This window comes from Ruegeria sp. AL1 (assembly GCF_056540905.1).
The window spans coordinates 1-14,982 of the sequence record NZ_JBQFXP010000006.1; the positions used below are offsets into that span (position 1 = coordinate 1).

At 57.3% G+C, this 14,982-nt stretch carries 18 protein-coding genes and 1 pseudogene; 10 read left to right on the forward strand and 9 right to left on the reverse strand.

What is annotated here, in order from left to right:
- Both ACRZ9X_RS10785 and ACRZ9X_RS10790 read left to right on the forward strand, forming a co-directional pair.
- Window positions 1-264 (forward strand): annotated as a pseudogene (locus ACRZ9X_RS10785) (transposase); the annotation flags it as partial.
- 181 nt (window positions 265-445) lie between these two features.
- Complete coding sequence (locus ACRZ9X_RS10790; protein WP_480518640.1) at window positions 446-1,831, forward strand: aminotransferase; 1,386 nt, start codon at window positions 446-448, stop codon at window positions 1,829-1,831.
- A 32-nt stretch (window positions 1,832-1,863) separates the two neighbouring features.
- Here the strand turns inward: ACRZ9X_RS10790 and ACRZ9X_RS10795 are convergent, their stop codons facing one another.
- Together ACRZ9X_RS10795 and ACRZ9X_RS10800 are read right to left on the reverse strand one after the other, a co-directional pair.
- Window positions 1,864-2,007 (reverse strand): hypothetical protein, encoded by a 144-nt coding sequence (locus ACRZ9X_RS10795; RefSeq protein WP_480518642.1) that lies wholly within the window; start codon window positions 2,005-2,007, stop codon window positions 1,864-1,866.
- A gap of 59 nt (window positions 2,008-2,066) precedes the next feature.
- Window positions 2,067-2,339, reverse strand: coding sequence for a MarR family winged helix-turn-helix transcriptional regulator (locus ACRZ9X_RS10800; protein ID WP_480518644.1), 273 nt, complete (start codon window positions 2,337-2,339; stop codon window positions 2,067-2,069).
- Window positions 2,340-2,908: 569 nt separating this feature from the next.
- Here ACRZ9X_RS10800 and ACRZ9X_RS10805 point away from each other — a divergent pair.
- The 4 genes from ACRZ9X_RS10805 to ACRZ9X_RS10820 all read left to right on the forward strand — a co-directional run bounded on the left by ACRZ9X_RS10805 (window position 2,909) and on the right by ACRZ9X_RS10820 (window position 6,136).
- Window positions 2,909-3,796, forward strand: coding sequence for a helix-turn-helix domain-containing protein (locus ACRZ9X_RS10805; RefSeq protein WP_480518646.1), 888 nt, complete (start codon window positions 2,909-2,911; stop codon window positions 3,794-3,796).
- A 113-nt stretch (window positions 3,797-3,909) separates the two neighbouring features.
- The gene (locus ACRZ9X_RS10810; protein WP_480518648.1) at window positions 3,910-4,863 is read left to right on the forward strand and encodes an alpha/beta hydrolase; all 954 of its coding nucleotides are present in this window, start codon (window positions 3,910-3,912) and stop codon (window positions 4,861-4,863) included.
- Between the two features lie 60 nt (window positions 4,864-4,923).
- Entirely contained in the window at window positions 4,924-5,424 is a 501-nt protein-coding gene (locus tag ACRZ9X_RS10815; RefSeq protein ID WP_480518650.1) for a nuclear transport factor 2 family protein, read from the forward strand.
- 19 nt (window positions 5,425-5,443) lie between these two features.
- Window positions 5,444-6,136 carry an SDR family oxidoreductase gene (locus ACRZ9X_RS10820; RefSeq protein WP_480518652.1) on the forward strand — a complete coding sequence of 231 codons (693 nt, stop codon included), beginning with the start codon at window positions 5,444-5,446 and terminating at the stop codon, window positions 6,134-6,136.
- A gap of 2 nt (window positions 6,137-6,138) precedes the next feature.
- On the opposite strand, the gene ACRZ9X_RS10825 is transcribed toward ACRZ9X_RS10820, so the two are convergent.
- Together ACRZ9X_RS10825 and ACRZ9X_RS10830 are read right to left on the reverse strand one after the other, a co-directional pair.
- On the reverse strand, window positions 6,139-6,708 hold the full coding sequence (locus ACRZ9X_RS10825) for a LysR substrate-binding domain-containing protein (protein ID WP_480519094.1): 570 nt from the start codon (window positions 6,706-6,708) through the stop codon (window positions 6,139-6,141).
- Window positions 6,612-6,863 (reverse strand): LysR family transcriptional regulator, encoded by a 252-nt coding sequence (locus tag ACRZ9X_RS10830; protein ID WP_480519096.1) that lies wholly within the window; start codon window positions 6,861-6,863, stop codon window positions 6,612-6,614. The genes ACRZ9X_RS10825 and ACRZ9X_RS10830 overlap by 97 nt, the downstream gene beginning before the upstream one ends.
- Between ACRZ9X_RS10830 and ACRZ9X_RS10835 the strand changes: the two genes are divergently transcribed.
- A complete protein-coding gene (locus tag ACRZ9X_RS10835; RefSeq protein WP_480518654.1) occupies window positions 6,744-7,076 on the forward strand; it encodes a hypothetical protein in 333 nt (110 codons plus the stop codon). The two genes, ACRZ9X_RS10830 and ACRZ9X_RS10835, sit on opposite strands and share 120 nt — an antisense overlap.
- Window positions 7,077-7,106: 30 nt before the next feature.
- Window positions 7,107-7,418 carry an alcohol dehydrogenase catalytic domain-containing protein gene (locus ACRZ9X_RS10840; protein ID WP_480518656.1) on the forward strand — a complete coding sequence of 104 codons (312 nt, stop codon included), beginning with the start codon at window positions 7,107-7,109 and terminating at the stop codon, window positions 7,416-7,418.
- A 299-nt stretch (window positions 7,419-7,717) separates the two neighbouring features.
- Here ACRZ9X_RS10840 and ACRZ9X_RS10845 read toward each other — a convergent pair whose 3' ends face one another.
- Entirely contained in the window at window positions 7,718-8,710 is a 993-nt protein-coding gene (locus ACRZ9X_RS10845) for a porin (protein ID WP_480518658.1), read from the reverse strand.
- A gap of 400 nt (window positions 8,711-9,110) precedes the next feature.
- Here ACRZ9X_RS10845 and ACRZ9X_RS10850 point away from each other — a divergent pair, with 400 nt between their 5' ends.
- The gene (locus ACRZ9X_RS10850) at window positions 9,111-9,827 is read left to right on the forward strand and encodes a type 1 glutamine amidotransferase (RefSeq protein ID WP_480518660.1); all 717 of its coding nucleotides are present in this window, start codon (window positions 9,111-9,113) and stop codon (window positions 9,825-9,827) included.
- A gap of 33 nt (window positions 9,828-9,860) precedes the next feature.
- The gene (locus ACRZ9X_RS10855; RefSeq protein ID WP_480518662.1) at window positions 9,861-10,094 is read left to right on the forward strand and encodes a hypothetical protein; all 234 of its coding nucleotides are present in this window, start codon (window positions 9,861-9,863) and stop codon (window positions 10,092-10,094) included.
- Window positions 10,095-10,320: 226 nt separating this feature from the next.
- Here ACRZ9X_RS10855 and ACRZ9X_RS10860 read toward each other — a convergent pair whose 3' ends face one another.
- From ACRZ9X_RS10860 to ACRZ9X_RS10875, 4 genes are all read right to left on the reverse strand, one after another.
- Window positions 10,321-11,265 carry a LysR family transcriptional regulator gene (locus ACRZ9X_RS10860; RefSeq protein ID WP_480518664.1) on the reverse strand — a complete coding sequence of 315 codons (945 nt, stop codon included), beginning with the start codon at window positions 11,263-11,265 and terminating at the stop codon, window positions 10,321-10,323.
- 70 nt (window positions 11,266-11,335) lie between these two features.
- Window positions 11,336-13,042, reverse strand: a complete 1,707-nt coding sequence (locus ACRZ9X_RS10865; RefSeq protein WP_480518665.1) for a dipeptide ABC transporter ATP-binding protein — start codon at window positions 13,040-13,042, stop codon at window positions 11,336-11,338.
- Window positions 13,043-13,045: 3 nt separating this feature from the next.
- On the reverse strand, window positions 13,046-13,981 hold the full coding sequence (locus ACRZ9X_RS10870; protein WP_480518667.1) for an ABC transporter permease: 936 nt from the start codon (window positions 13,979-13,981) through the stop codon (window positions 13,046-13,048).
- A gap of 11 nt (window positions 13,982-13,992) precedes the next feature.
- The gene (locus tag ACRZ9X_RS10875; protein WP_480518669.1) at window positions 13,993-14,958 is read right to left on the reverse strand and encodes an ABC transporter permease; all 966 of its coding nucleotides are present in this window, start codon (window positions 14,956-14,958) and stop codon (window positions 13,993-13,995) included.
- Window positions 14,959-14,982 lie beyond the last annotated feature (24 nt).

A 14,982-nucleotide genomic window follows, 5' to 3' on the forward strand; every position in this document is an offset into this window, starting at 1 on the left:
TATTCCGCAGATGAGAAGATCAGGATCGTGCTGGACGGCCTAAAAGGCGAGGACAGCATTGCAGAGCTGTGCCGTCGTGAGGGCATCGCGCAGAGCCTGTATGACAGCTGGCCCAGGGAATTTCTGGAAGCCGGCAAGACACGTCTGGCAGGCGACACGGCTCGCGCGGCAACGTCCACCGAAGTGAAGGATCTGAGACGGGAAGCCCGTGATCTGAAGGAGGTGGTTGCCGAACAGGCCTTGGAATTGCGCCTGCTCAAAAAAAGCATGATCGCGCGTTCACGCCTTACACGCCTCAGGCTGTGATCAGGCAACGGTGCTGGGGGTACCAAGCAATTCGGTCTGGGCCGCGAGGGCGCGCGTCTGGGCATGGAAGAGTTCGCCGAAATCAAATACGTCTGCCGTGACTGGGCGTGATTCCACGAGGGATGAGAAAGGAAACCAAATGCTGAAGAACGACCAACTCGACCAGTGGGATCGCGAGAACTTTTTCCACCCGTCCACCCATCTGGCCTGGCACGCCCGCGGTGAAAGCCCGAACCGCGTGATTAAGACCGCGAGCGGAGTTTTTATCGAAGACCGCGACGGCAACAAATTGCTCGACGCATTCGCGGGCCTCTATTGCGTGAACGTCGGATATGGCCGTCAGGAGATTGCCGAGGCCATTGCTGAGCAAGCCAGGGAACTGGCCTATTATCACGCCTACGTGGGTCACGGCACCGAAGCCTCGATCACCCTGTCAAAAATGATCCTGGATCGCGCTCCGGCGAACATGTCCAAAGTTTATTTTGGCCTTGGCGGCTCGGACGCGAACGAAACCAACGTCAAGCTGATCTGGTATTACAACAATATCCTGGGCCGCCCCGAGAAGAAGAAGATCATCTCGCGCTGGCGCGGCTATCACGGGTCGGGTCTGGTGACTGGTTCGCTGACAGGGTTGGAACTGTTCCATAAGAAATTCGACCTGCCGGTCGAACAGGTGATCCATACCGAGGCGCCCTACTACTACCGCCGTGACAATCTGGATCAGACCGAAGATCAGTTTGTCGCCCATTGCGCCGCCGAACTGGACGCGCTGATCGAACGTGAAAGTGCCGACACTATCGCGGCGTTCATCGGTGAACCGGTGCTGGGCACCGGCGGCATCGTGCCTCCTCCAGCCGGTTACTGGGAAGCCATTCAGGCCGTGCTGAAAAAGCACGACATCTTGCTGGTGGCCGATGAGGTCGTCACAGGCTTTGGGCGGCTCGGCACCATGTTCGGCAGCGCGCATTACGGGATCGAACCCGACATCATCACCATCGCCAAGGGGCTGACCTCGGCCTATGCGCCGCTGTCTGGCTCGATAGTGTCGGATAAAGTCTGGAAGGTGCTGGAACAAGGCACGGACGACAACGGCCCGATTGGCCATGGCTGGACATATTCGGCACATCCCATTGGGGCCGCGGCAGGCGTCGCCAACCTGAGACTGATCGACGAACTGAATCTGGTCTCAAACGCCGGTGAAGTAGGAACCTATCTGAACCAGACCATGGCCGAAGCGCTAGCCGACCACGCCCATGTTGGCGACGTGCGTGGCGAGGGAATGCTTTGCGCGGTCGAGTTCGTGAAAGACAAGGACAGCCGCATCTTCTTTGACGCAGCCGACAAAATCGGCCCGCAGGTGTCGGCCAAGCTGTTGGAGCAAAGCAAGATTATCGCCCGCGCCATGCCGCAAGGCGACATCCTGGGGTTTGCGCCCCCCTTCTGCCTGACCCGTGAAGAGGCAGATCAGGTGGTTTTCGGCACCGTTCAGGCTGTCAAAGACGTTCTAGGACAAAGCCTCAGGTAAGTCTAAAAACCGGGCCGGTCATTTCGGCCCTTTTAATACTCCGGCCTGTTCGAATCGCCGGTTGTCAGGATTGCGTCGGCCTGAAAATCTTCGACGTCCAGCATCGTTGCAACTCTTTCGAGCGCGGCAACAAGCATCGCCTGCTCCCAGTCCTCCATCTGCTTGAATCGCTGCACATAAAGCCGTTGCAGCGGATCTGGGGCGTCCTTAATGGTTTGCCGCCCTCGACCCGTGATCAGGATGTTGGTCTGCCGTCGGTCAGGGATTTCTCGCGCACGACCATGCCACCCGAGACCAGCTTGTCCACAAGTACGGTGACAGTGGACTGGCTGATATGCATGCGCATTGAAATTGCCTTGGCCGTTGTTCGCCCGGCCTCGCCAATCACCTGCAATACACGAAGCTGGACCGCGGTCAGCCCGGCGGACTGCGCCAGTTCCCGGCCGGACATCTTGGTGGCGCGCAGGATTCGGCGCAGGGCGTCAAGGCTGTCGTCGGCACGATCCATGTATCTACTCCGCATTCGAATGGAGGGGGATCGTCAAAATTGCATAGATTTCTCAAGCGTTAATGGAAATCCATATGGTTCGGTTTTGCAAACCAAAAAATCATTAGAATAGATGTACTAAAAACGTTTCAGAAAAATTGAGCTTTGTCTTTTCAAGTTTCAGCTTTCCTATATTGCTTAGCTAATCAAAGGTTGTTGATGGAGCAGTACATGCAGCAATCTTTGGAGGTGTTCGAACAACCTTTTTTCGGTTTTGCGTCCCCCTTTGCCGGAAGACAGGGCACGCCGCGCAGGACATGTTGAAACTGGCGATGCCGGGGTTTGCTTAACACCTCTATTTTGGTCCGATCCTCAAGAGTTTTTGCGCCGCGTATTCCGCCGCTTGAGATTTGCAACCGGTTCTGGACGACCATTTGGCTGCCACTCTAGGTATTTTTATGTATTTCCCGCGCGAGTATAAATCTATGATGCCCTTGAGGTTATTCATCGACCACATCAAACGCCAGCACCCTGTTTGACCTTGCACGCGCAGACTTCACATATCGAGTATTGCAAGTCGGAGCCACTCATTGCCCCTAAGATACGCCGATATCTACCCGTCAGAACCGCTGCTGAACAGCGATGCGATGCCGCGCCCCTCGGCGGCGGGACTGATGTCGGTGCGGTATTTTCGGGCCGAACCTGACCGGATGCCAGAAGAGGTGTTTTCTGAACACCACGTCCTGCTGAACCTCCAGGAAAAAGGACATCGCGTGCAAAACTGGCGGGACGGCACGCTGCGGGATTTCACCTTTTGCAAAGATGAGGTCATCGTGACTCCAGCAGGCATGCGGTCGGGGTGGCGTTGGTACGGACAGTCCGACGTGATTGTGATCACCCTGCATCCGGACAAAGTCCGGCACTTTGCACAGTCCGAACTTGGCATGCTGCTGGCGCCGGAACAGTTTCACGACCAGCCGCAGTTTTCTGATCCTGACCTGTGTGCTGCAGGCGTCATCCTGCGTGATGCGCTGGCAACGGACGACATGTCCTCAGCCGTCATGTTTGAAGCCATGAGCCGGGTGTTTCTGGTCAAACTGCTACAGAAATACGGCAAACGCCGCGCGGAAGAGGTTGAACTGTCTGCGCGCTTTACCTCTCAGCACTATCAACGGGTGCTGGCCTATGTGCAGGACCGTTTGGATCAAACGATCACCGTCGATCAACTGGCGTCCGAGGCGGGCATGAGCCCTTCGCATTTTGCGCGGGTTTTCAAGGAAACGCTGGGCTCGACCCCTATGCAATATGTCATGGCTTATCGGGTCGAGCAGGCTGTGAAAATGATGGAGAACCCCGCACGCCCTTTGGGTGATATCGCTTTGGCCTGTGGGTTCTCGGACCAGGCGCATTTTACGCGCAGTTTCAAACAGGTGGTAGGGCAGACCCCGCGCGCATTTCGTGCCGCGCATGCTGTCTGAAGCAGAATCTTTCAAAAACGCGGCAGTCCGGTCCAAGTATCCGCACCGCTGACAGCGTATCTCAGGTGTCATCGGGCTTGTGCCCTTCCATACAGATTTTGGGAGATACCGCTATGAACACCCCCGCTCTGACCACCGCCGCTGCGCTGATGGCTTCCACAGCCGCAGTTGCGCAGGTTGAAACCCGCTTCGTCACCTTTGAAAACGAAGGCGCCACCCTGTCCGGCACGCTGTACCTGCCGGAAGAACGCGGAGCTGAACCGCTTCCGACCGTTGTCGTCACCGGGGCCTGGACCTCGGTTCAGGAACAGATGCCCGCAAACTATGCCCGAGAAATGGCCGAGCGCGGCTTCGCCGCCTTCACCTTTGATTTCCGCGGCTGGGGCAAATCAGGCGATCTGCCGAACAACGTGCGCTTTGTCGAAAGCCCCGAGGCCAAGACTTCGGACATCAAAGCGGCGATCAATTTCGTCGCGACCCTGCCCGAGGTGGACGCAGATCACATCAACGGTCTGGGGATCTGCGCCTCGGCCGGGTATATGGTCGATGCTGTGTCTGGCAATCCGCTGGTTCAGCGGCTGGGTCTGGTTGCACCATGGTTGCAGAACGCCGAGATTGTCGAGGCGGTTTATGGCGGCGCAGACGGCGTTGCCGGACTGATCGAGGTGTCCCACGCAGCCGAGGCCGCTGGTGGTCAGATCATTCCGGCCGCAGGCCCCGAGGGTGCCGAGGGCGTACTGATGCCCATCGGCGGATACTATTATGAGGCCGACCGAGGCGGTATCCCGGAATATGACGACAAGTGGAACAATGCGGGCTGGGAAGGCTGGCTGACCTATCACCCCGCCGACAATCCGCAGCGTTTGGATAAGCCACTGGCCATTGTGCACTCGGAAAGCGCGGCGATCCCACAGGGCGTACAGACCTTCCTTGCCGGTTTTGTAGGAGAGGCGACAGCGCAATGGGTGGAGGATGTCACGCAGTTCGACTTCTACGACAACCCCGAGGATGTCACCCGCGCGGCTGATACCGTCGCTGACCACTTCCGCGCCGGTTCCATCAACTAAGCCTTTTCTGGACGCCGAGTAACTGTTCGGCGTCCACTCTCATCTATCAGGAGCATCCTCATGCATAGAAAACTCACATCAACCCTTGCGGCTGTCTCAATGATCGGAACCGCAGCGTTTGCCGAGCAGCAGGCAAATATCTCGACCGCCATCACCGACATCGCGGCAGGCGCTGACCGCCACGACTGGACCCGCGTGCGCGGCGCGTTTTCCGATACTGTCACGACGGATTATACCAGCCTCTGGGGCGGCGACCCGGTCACGCAACCCGCCGATGAGCTTGTGGCGGGGTGGTCCGCTTTCTTGCCCGGTTTCGACGCGACGCACCATATGGTGACCAATCACACGATCACCTCGTTGTCCGATACATCCGCCACGGCACAGGCCGATTTCACAGCGACCCATCGTCTTGATGACGGCTTGTGGGTGCTGGGTGGCCGCTATGACTATGAGCTTGAGAAATCAGACAACCGCTGGGTTGTCACGTCGATGACCATGACGGCACTCTGGGAATCCGGTGACCGTGGGCTTGTGGCTTTGGCTGGGCAACGCGCTGCCTAGGCAAATTGAGGGAAGAACCATGACCCGTCAGCGCATCGCACTCGTGACCGGAGCCAATCGCGGTATCGGCAAAGAAGTTTCCCGCCAATTGGCTCAGGACCACGGGATGAAGGTTCTGATGGGTGCGCGCGATCTGGCAAAAGGGCAGGCTGCTGCGAATGAGATCGGCAATGGAGCGCAAGCCGTGCGTTTGGATGTCTCCGATCCTAGCTCAGTCGCTGTGGCGTTCGGGCAGATTGAACTAGCCTTTGGTCGCCTTGATGTTCTGGTGAACAATGCGGGCGTGGACTATGACACCGACCAACAGGTCCACCTCGCCGATATTAACCGGCTGCGCCGGGCGTTTGATACGAACCTTTTTGGTCCTTGGGAGACCACAATCGCGGCGGTGCCGCTGTTGCAACGAGGCAAGGATGCCCGGATCGTCAACGTGTCGTCCGGCGCAGGGTCGCTGACCGGCATGTCCGCCGGTACGCCGGGCTATGGCGTTTCCAAAGCAGCTTTGAACGCGTTGACCATCAAGACCGCTGCCGCGCTGAAACCTGACGGCATTCTTGTCAACGCCGTATGCCCCGGCTGGGTGGCCACGGATATGGGTGGCGGGGGACGTCCGGTTGCCGAGGGCGCCAAAGGCGTTGTCTGGGCAGCGACCTTGCCTCAGAGCGGTCCGACCGGAGGATTCTTTCGAGATGGCGTCGCAATTGACTGGTAAGTTTAGCCGGGTGTCATGAAATCGATCAGCTTCCTAACCCGCGCGGGCAAAAGGCGGCGACTGGGATAGTCAACGAACATATCCCGCGTCAATGGTGCGGCGTCCGTGACCTGCAGCCGCTGCAAGTCACTGTCTACCATATCCAATGGCAACATCGCGACACCCAGGTTGCGACGGGCGGCCTGAGCAATGACATCAAGGTCCGTTAAACTGTGCGCTATGTGTTTCGGGTGCAGCATTTCTCCGCTCTCTGGCACCCACGGCTGACCAGCTGCCAGGGCAGGCAAAGCAAGAAAGTCTGGTCTAGATATCGGCCTGTCCAACGCACGCTCCCGAATGAGGCTCCGTCCCGTACAAAAGCAATAGGGGACCGACCAGAGCCGTTTAGCGACAAGGCTGGATTCCGTCAGCGGACCGACCCGAAAGGCCAGATCAATATTGTCGCGAAAGAAGTCCAGCATGATGTTGGTGGTTGTCATCTCAAGCGCCACATCCGGGTTTTGTTCCGCGAAATCCAACAGCCGAGGGCCAATGGTCGTGCGTGCAGCCAGCGGAGGGGCCGCAATTCGGATGTTCTGGCGTCTGGTATCCTCGATAAAGCGATACCTTGCAGCGCCTCAATCGGGTCCTGACTTCGGTCCAGAAGGCGGCCCTCTTCCGTCAGGCGAACCTGGCGGGTTGTCCGCTCGAACAATTTGGTGCCCAGATGATCTTCCAGCTCGGCAATCCTTCGACTGACCCGGCTGAGTGGTATGCCCAGTCGGTCCGCATCCTAGGAAAAGCTGAGATGGTTGGCGACGACAGTAGACAGAGCAAGGTCGTTACAAATCATTATCCTATTTTTGGGATTATATCCCCCGATATCAGCCATTATCATTCGATGATGCGGCCTCTACTTTCTGCGCAACAGAAGGAGACAGCTCATGCCTTTCGCCATTGAGATCACGCAGACCGGCAAACCTGACGTTTTATGCACAACCAACCGGGCGACCCCGACCCCCGATGCCGGGGAAATCCTGGTCCGCAACAAAGCCGGGCGGTCAACTTTTTCGACACGATCATCCGCCGCAGTGAGATGCCCGAGGGGACGATGCCTGATCTGCCTCATATACCCGGAGTTGAAGGGACCGGAGTGGTCGAGGCGCTGTGTGCGGGGGTCCAAGGCCTCTCGGTCGGCGACCGCGTGACGTGGAGGTTGATTCGATGGCTTCTGTCAGGACGAGCAGTGAACGTTTCGGTGCAACGGCATCAGTTCCTGAAAGAGGAACAAATTACCGGTTAGGTCAGTCAGGAAGGCACTAACAGGTCATACTCTTTTGTGGAAATTCAGGTCGGAATCTTTCTGACGAAAGTTTTTCGAGGTGTCGGGCAAGGTCGAAGCCGAAGCGTTATTTTCTGCGATTGCGCCAAAGTTGAGCCGGCGGCGACGCTTAGGAGATCTTGCGCATGTTTTTGTGGCAGTAATTCGCCCGCTATGTCGCACGTGTTGAAGCTGGCCCAACCTTATGCGGGGAACTTTACACGTTTCCTTCCCCTGTCTTGGTTACAGAGCTGGCACGAGAACCAGCTCTGCAGGTTGATTTAGAAGTTGAACCGCACACCAAAGTCTGCGCGGATCTGACTATCAGCAGAACCTTCCTTGATGCTGCCAACACCGCCACGCAGTGTTACACCCGCACCCAGATCATAGATCGCACCGACCCCGTATTCCCGGGTATCGCCATCTGCGGTTCCGTCACCATACGAAGCGAGAATTGTGGTCGCGGCACCCAGATTATAGGCAAGCGACGCACCATAGGCCGTACCGTCTGTTTCCTCACCCAGAGAGTTGACCTCAGTGTCGTCATCCCGTGCCAGAAGCAAAGTACCCGAAAAGTTTCCAAGATCGGCCCCAAGTGTGAAAATCAACAGGCTGGGATCAATGCCGTCAGCTGGCCCGTCGGTTTCACCATAAGCAAGGGCGACGGTGACATTGTCGAAGCTGTATTCAACGCTCACGTCCCATTGGTCAGCACCACCCAACGACACATTGCCGTTGTCTGTTGTGTTCTGGTCATAGGATGCACCGATTGCGAAATTGTCGAATACATATTTGAAGAAGACAGCGTTCTCGCCTGTGCCGGTGGAGGTGTAGCCCAAGATTTCGTAGTTATCGCCGGATCTTTGATCAACAAAGCTCTCCAGACCGGGTTGGTTCCCGGACCGGTTGGGCATGTTCTCGATGGCACCACCGACGTTGCCCACGTCGACCCGCAGGCCTTCGTAGATCATCGAAAAGCGCGCGCCGTTCAGGCCTGCCTCTCCGGCTTCACCAGTACTTATGCTTTCATCGGCCTGCAGACGGACACGGGCCGAGAACTCGATCCCGCCATCGGTTTGAGCGTTACCGTCCAGGTTCAAGCGGAAGCGGGAAACAAGGATGGTGTCGGAGATATTGTCGTTGGTGGTCGAACGGTCCTCAAGGTAACCGATACCGAATCGCCCGTAGCCGCTGAATTTGATCTCGGCGGCTGCGGTCGTGACACTGGCCGCCAGCATTACGGGCGCCAGTGTATACAGCGTTTTGTTCATCATGGTCCTCTCATTCTCTCTCTGAGTTCCAGAGTTTTTTGTTCAATACGCGCTTTGACTAAGTACCGGCCTTGGGCTGTTCAGCGTTTGCGCGCAGGGTGAAGTCGGGCTCAGTCGGTCGAGGCGAAAACGTCGCTGTGCTGGTGCGAATGTCACCGCCGTTCAAGTCAGATCAGTGCCCATGCGATCTGGTTGTGTGTGGATTGATGTACAAACCTCATTTTCGAATCCGACTGACCAGCTTATGGCTTAGGTCTTCAAAGTTCGAAATCTTATTACTAATTCAGAAGTTTATATAAGTGATAGTTATGGGAAATGCTTATAGCGGGATAAGGCAAATCAATAACGTATTATGTCGCTGCAATTCATCCTAAGGGATATGAAACACGCCCCGGAGGACATCATGGATATCTGCATTCTTCACATCGGACATACCGAACCCGGCGAAAAGCCCAAGCATCTGCCATCGCCTCAGAGGTTCAGAAACGCGCTTGAGCCACATCTGCCCGAGGCGAACTGGACAGTGGTCAGCGCAGTCAAGGACAAGTTGCCCCGGCCAGGCGATTTTGACGCCTATATCATCACCGGTGGAAAATATTCAGTGTTCGAGAAGCTGGATTGGCAGGACCGATTGTTTGATTTCATTCGTGCAGTGGACGATCAGAAGATCAGAATGATCGGCATCTGCTATGGACATCAGGCCATCGCCCATGCGCTTGGCGGCGCGGTAGAGCGTAGCCCCAAGGGTTGGGGTGTCGGCTTGATGCCTGTGTCGGTGACACGCGACACGGGCTTTGCCGCCCCAGGTGACGACATCATGCTGCACGCGATGCACCAGGATCAGGTGGCCACCGCGCCAGAAGGGTCTGAGATCTTTCTGAGCAGCGATTTCTGTCCAGTCAGTGGCTTTACGATCGGTCAGCATTTTTTGGCCATTCAGCAGCACCCGGATTTCAACTCGGACATCAATCGCGATCTGATCCTGAAACGCATCGATCGCATAGGTGACGCTGCAGAACCCGCATTGGCATCATGTGACGAACGGGACGACACGCCAATCAGCGTCGGTTGGATGGCAGGTTTTCTCAGCACGCCCATAAGTTTGCGTAAGACTGCATAGTCAGAAACAGCCGACTGTCAAAAAGAGCCAGCGTTGACGCCCCGGCAAAGCACGGGCCGCCTTGAGTGTTGCCTTCCACAAAGGGGTAGAGGCCCCGACATCGCCGAGCCATTTTCCCCCAGCCCCGGAGAGCTTTCGATGGTCCAGTCCGCAGGTTTTGACGTTCGCAAGATCATCTTCGACTCTCCGGCCAAGACGATGGACGATCTGCGCCAGTGCCTAAAGCACTTGATCGCGTTCAATCTGGACAATGAACAGGAACTGTAACGGGTCGCCGGGATGATCGAGTATCCCCTGGCTGACCTCGATCCACACCCATGCCGGATCGCAGGGCTGCCCGCTGGAACTGATGGCACAGGGCATCGGAGAACTGGTGGCCGTGGCCGAAACGCTCAGCGAAGTGGTTTCAAATATGTCATAACAAAAAAGGACCGGGCGTGTGCCAAGCCCGGTCCTTGTCGTGGCGATTGGGGTCAAACCCCAAGGCCGAGGGTTAGGTGCCGAGAAGGCTCTGATCTTCAAACAGAGTATCGATAAGCTCGGCAATACCTTCGCGCAGGAATTGCTGAGTTTCGGTCCCGTCTTGCCAGTCCGCACAGGCCAGGTACGTGGGCGTTGTCATCTCAACCCCTTCGACCGTACGAATGACGATGCCGTGGGTTCGGGCGGCGATCAGACGCGCAATCAACTCACTGCTGAAAGCCACCGCTTTCATCGGCTGCACCATTTGGACTGTAAGGCTCGCAAATGGCGACTGGAACACTGGGTTCATCGAGACATTTGCCTGGCGGCAAAGCTCGTTCAGATCATGATAAGACGGATCGCTTTTGGTTGAACTGATAAAGCGGCATCCGTCGAGATCCTGAAGCGTGATCTGTTCCTTGCTGGCCAGCGGATGGTCTTCTGCCATCACCGCTACCTGTCGGAATTCATTTAGCTTTTCGTTGTTCAGCCCGGGATGGTCAATGGTCCGGCTGTGAAGCGCAAAATCGATATGACCTTGCAAAAGCGACACGAGCATTGAGCTTAGCGGGACAGAACTGACATAGAACTTCATCTCGGGATGCGTGACGGTCAGGTTGCTGAACAGAAGCGGCAGCAACTCGTTCACGATACTCATGCTGGCCGAGATACGCACCGTTGACAGCAGCCCGGTCCGCTGGTGGCTCAGCTGTGCTTGAAAGCGTTCAAGCTGCGCAAGAAGGGCTATGGAATCTTCCCTCAGAGCCTCTGCCCGATGCGTGGGATAGATCGCGCCGTTCCGCCGGACAAATAGGGGGGCACCGATTGCGTCTTCCAGCGCTTTGACAAGCTGGCTGACTGCGGGTTGCGACACGCCCAGCTGCCGCGCCGCGGCCGAAATCGATCCGGTCGAGATCACGGCCGAGAAGGCTTCGATATGTTTCAGACGACGGATTCGGCTTGGACGTGGGCTCATTGGATTACTTATAGTTCTGTGCTGTTGGGCGACGGTAACACCGCCGCCCGAGCAGGTACAATAACGGCGCTTATGACGCCAGATTGAAGCTGAAGCGGGGCATGGCCGCCAGAAGACCCTGAGTGTAGGGGTCTTCCGGTTCGACCAGAACCTTGTCGCAGGGTCCGCTTTCGACAACATGGCCCGATTTCATCACCATCACCCGGTCGCACATCTGACGCACCACGGCCAGATCGTGGCTGACGAACAGCAGGGTCAGACCAAGCTGATCCTGCAGATCCTTCATCAGGTTCAGCAGTTCTGCCTGCACGGTCACGTCGAGGGCCGAGGTCGGCTCGTCGCAGAAGATGAAATCCGGGCGGAAGGACAAGGCGCGTGCAATGCCGATCCGCTGGCGTTCACCGCCCGAGAAAGCGTGCGGCATCTTCCGGGCCGAGGCGCGGGGAAGGCCGACGAGTTCCATCAGATCACCGGCCAACTGCAACGCATCAGACGCATTCAGCGCACCATGCGCTTTGAGCGGATAGGTAATGTTCTCGCCCGCGCTCATGCGGGGGTTCAGCGACGAGTAGGGGTCCTGGAAAATACACTGCAATGACTTGCGGTGTTCCAGCTTTTCCTCGCGCGTTTTCAGGTCCGCAATGTTGCGGCCACGATAGATGATCTCGTGCCCGGGGTCGGGTGTGTGCAAGCCCAGGATCATCCTGCCAATCGTGGATTTGCCGGACCCGGATTCGCCGACAATGCCCAGGGTTTCGCCGGGATAGACATCAAAGCTGACATCCGCGACGGCCTTGAACTCGGACGCGGCCTTCAGGGCGGTCGCCTTGTTCAGGAAGGTTTTGGACAGGTTGCGAATTTTCAGCAGCGGCTCGCCTTCTTTGCCACTGTCAGTCTTGCGCCCCATCAGATAACTGATGGCCCGTTCCCGGTCGGCTGCATTTCCCAAACCGCCCGGCACGGCAAAGCGCTCGATCTTGTGGTCGATCCTTGGGATCGCCGCCATCAATTCGCGGCTGTAGTCTTGCGTTGGGCGCTGCAACACCTGTTCGGTGGGCCCGGATTCGACCAGCTTGCCGTGGCGCAGAACGTAGACGTGATCGCACATTTCAGCCACCACGCCCATGTCGTGGGTGATGAGAATGATGGCGATGTTTTCCTGCCGCGTCAGCCGGACCAACGTGTCCAGAACCGCCTTTTGCACCGTCACGTCCAGCGCCGTTGTCGGCTCATCCGCGATGATAAGGTCTGGCTTGGCGCAGATTGCGATGGCAAAGACGATCCGTTGGCACAAACCGCCCGAAAGCTGGTGCGGGTATTTGTCCAGACGTTCATCCGGCAATGGCACCTCGGCCTGTTTCAGCAGGTCAATGGCATAGTCACGCGCCGCCTTGCCGCGTTTGTCAGTGTTGGCCTCTATCGCTTCGATGATCTGCTCTCCGATGGTCAGCACCGGGTTCAGGGCCGTCATCGGGTTCTGATAGATATAGCCGACCTTATTGCCGCGCACCTTGGCGTACATATGCTCTTCCAGATGCGACACCATCGTCTCTTCGAGCATGACCGAGCCCGTGTCGATGATGGCGTTTTCATCCAGAAGCCCCAGCGTCGCCTTGCCGATTGTTGACTTGCCCGCGCCACTTTCGCCGACCACGCCAACGATCTGGCCACGGTTCACTTCCATCGAGAAATTGTCGATGGCACGGAACACTTCACCGTCGGCCATGGGGTATTCGATGGTCAGGTTCTCGACCTTGATCAGGGATTGATCGCTCATGGCTTAGTCCTTTCCGCGCAGATAGGGGTTGGAATGGTCGCGCAACCTGTCAGCCACCACGTTGATACAAAGCACCAGCGAAACAAGCACGACACCGGGGAAGATGCTGATCCACCATTTGCCCGACAGGATATAATCGTTGCCATTGGCAATCAGCAGGCCCAGCGACGGTTCGGTAATCGGTACGCCGACACCCAGGAAGGACAGCGTTGCCTCGGCCCCGATGGCGCCCGAGATCGACATGGGCAGGACCACAAGAACCGGCGAGATCGAGTTGGGGAACAGATAGCGCCACATGATCCGCCCGTCGCTGAGACCCGCCAGCCGGGCCGAGTCGATATATTCTTTCTTCAGCTCCGACAGGGCGACGCCGCGGACAAGGCGTGCTTCGGTGGCCCAGGCCCCGATGATCAGTGCGATGATCACCTTATCGATGCCGGTCCCGAACACGGCCAGCACCATCAGCGCCAGCAGGATGCCCGGAAAGCTCATCTTGAGGTCTACAAGGCGCATGATCGCGGTTTCAACCCAGCCGCCTTTCATGGCAGCCAGCAACCCCATGAAGACCCCGATGGCCGAGCCGACCAGGACGGCGACCAGAGCCACGATCATGGAAATCCGCAAGCCAAATAGTACGGCCGAGAAGATGTCCCGACCCAGCGCATCGGTGCCCAGCAGGCTGAGCGTCCCGTCCCCCAGCCGGGATCCGGGTGGTAGAAGACCGTCCAGAATATCAAGCCGCATCTGGTCGTAAGGGTCTTGTGGCGCGATCAGAGGGGCAAAGATGGCCAGCAGGATGAAGACGAATATCCCGACAAGTCCGATCAATGCCGTAGGATGCCCGCGAAAGATCTTCCAGAATTTGTCGGAAAAGGTGGGTTCTTCGGATTTGCGGTCCGCCAGGACGCCCGCATCAACAGTGGTAGAAGTGGTCGACATCAGACAGCTCCTCAGGTGTAACGGATACGCGGGTCAAGCAGTGCGTAAAGCACGTCGACAACGAAGTTGATGGTCACGAACATCAGCGTGATCAGGATCAGATAGGCGACAACCACCGGACGATCCGAATTGTGGATACTGTCCAGAAGCAGCTTGCCAATGCCAGGCCACGAGAAAACGGTCTCGGTCACTGTGGCGAAGGCGATCAGGCTGCCAAGCTGAAGGCCGGTGATCGTCACGATGGGGATCAGGATGTTGCGCACAAGGTGGCGGCGGATGATCCGGTCGCGGCTGATGCCTTTGGCCCGGGCAAAGGTCATATAGTCCTGATACATCACCTCTTGCGTGCCCGAGCGTGCCAGCCGGGTCTGCATACAGATCGTATAGATCGCCAGGTTCAGGGCGGGCAGGATCATGTGCGACAGACCGTCGAGATTGAACAAGGACCAGTCGGCGCTGAAAATCTCGGTCGTCTCGCCGCGCCCTGATGCGGGCAGCACCTGCAGCCATACCGAAAACAACATGATCAGCAAAACACCTTGCCAGAAGTTCGGAACCGAATAGCCGACGGTGGTCATGAAACTGGTCAGCTTGGTTGCAGGTTTTTTCTGGTTCAGGCCGGAATAGACACCAAGCGGAATGCCGACGACAAGGCCGATGAACATGGCCATGAATGCGACCTCAAGCGTGGCCGGAAGGCGTTCCAGGATCAGGTCCATGACGGGGCGGTTGTAGACAAACGAGGTTCCGAAATCGCCTTGCGCCACGTTGCCCAAAAAACTGAAATACTGCACCACCAGCGGGCGATCTACGCCCAGTTCCCGGGCCAGAGCGATCCGGTCTTCGTCAGTGAAATCCTCGCCCGCCAGGACGGCAATCGGATCAGACACCACATACATGCCGATAAAGACCAGAGCCGACATGATCAGGACGAGGATTGCGCTCTGTCCGGTTCGCCTCAGGATGAAATTGAGCATTTCTCGCCCCTCCCTTTCAGACCT

What these genes read in the sequence shown, in the direction of transcription:
- ACRZ9X_RS10845 (WP_480518658.1), bottom strand. Translation starts at nt 8,710, where the DNA reads ATGATGAACAAAACGCTGTATACACTGGCGCCCGTAATGCTGGCGGCC.
- ACRZ9X_RS10815 (WP_480518650.1), top strand. Translation starts at nt 4,924, where the DNA reads ATGCATAGAAAACTCACATCAACCCTTGCGGCTGTCTCAATGATCGGA.
- ACRZ9X_RS10840 (WP_480518656.1), top strand. Translation starts at nt 7,107, where the DNA reads ATGCACAACCAACCGGGCGACCCCGACCCCCGATGCCGGGGAAATCCT.
- ACRZ9X_RS10810 (WP_480518648.1), top strand. Translation starts at nt 3,910, where the DNA reads ATGAACACCCCCGCTCTGACCACCGCCGCTGCGCTGATGGCTTCCACA.
- ACRZ9X_RS10800 (WP_480518644.1), bottom strand. Translation starts at nt 2,339, where the DNA reads ATGGATCGTGCCGACGACAGCCTTGACGCCCTGCGCCGAATCCTGCGC.
- ACRZ9X_RS10850 (WP_480518660.1), top strand. Translation starts at nt 9,111, where the DNA reads ATGGATATCTGCATTCTTCACATCGGACATACCGAACCCGGCGAAAAG.
- ACRZ9X_RS10865 (WP_480518665.1), bottom strand. Translation starts at nt 13,042, where the DNA reads ATGAGCGATCAATCCCTGATCAAGGTCGAGAACCTGACCATCGAATAC.
- ACRZ9X_RS10860 (WP_480518664.1), bottom strand. Translation starts at nt 11,265, where the DNA reads ATGAGCCCACGTCCAAGCCGAATCCGTCGTCTGAAACATATCGAAGCC.
- ACRZ9X_RS10790 (WP_480518640.1), top strand. Translation starts at nt 446, where the DNA reads ATGCTGAAGAACGACCAACTCGACCAGTGGGATCGCGAGAACTTTTTC.
- ACRZ9X_RS10870 (WP_480518667.1), bottom strand. Translation starts at nt 13,981, where the DNA reads ATGTCGACCACTTCTACCACTGTTGATGCGGGCGTCCTGGCGGACCGC.
- ACRZ9X_RS10875 (WP_480518669.1), bottom strand. Translation starts at nt 14,958, where the DNA reads ATGCTCAATTTCATCCTGAGGCGAACCGGACAGAGCGCAATCCTCGTC.
- ACRZ9X_RS10820 (WP_480518652.1), top strand. Translation starts at nt 5,444, where the DNA reads ATGACCCGTCAGCGCATCGCACTCGTGACCGGAGCCAATCGCGGTATC.